At 67.4% G+C, this 325-nt stretch carries 1 pseudogene; it reads left to right on the top strand.

Features of this window, described 5'->3' with window-relative positions:
* Positions 1 to 325 (top strand): annotated as a pseudogene (locus ABGA94_RS18625) (hypothetical protein); the annotation flags it as partial.

The following is a 325-nucleotide window of genomic DNA, read 5'->3' as shown; positions in this document are numbered from 1 at the left end:
TGAGGGGGATTCCGCGCGCATGGCGCGACTGATCCTGGCAATGGCCGTGGCCGAACCGCTGCGCGAGCGCGTGATCGGGGTGGTGGCCGAGGATACGCCGGTGGATGTGCACCTGCGTCCCGCGCTGATCGACCTGCACCGCCCACTGGGCATTGCGGTTGAAACCGCAAAGTCCGGCCACCCCGGCATGCCCATGGGCATGGCCGACATCGCCGAAGTGCGGGAAGCCGTGGATTTCCTGCGCTATTACGCCAAGCAGGCACGCGAGCAGTTCAGCCACGCCGAGAAGCTGCCCAGCCCGACCGGCGAGTCCAACGAACTGCAG

The sequence above is a fragment of the Stenotrophomonas sp. 3diitr2024 genome (assembly GCF_042136455.1).
Taxonomy (GTDB): Bacteria; Pseudomonadota; Gammaproteobacteria; order Xanthomonadales; family Xanthomonadaceae; genus Stenotrophomonas; species Stenotrophomonas sepilia.
This window is presented reverse-complemented; position numbering and strand designations above follow the sequence as displayed.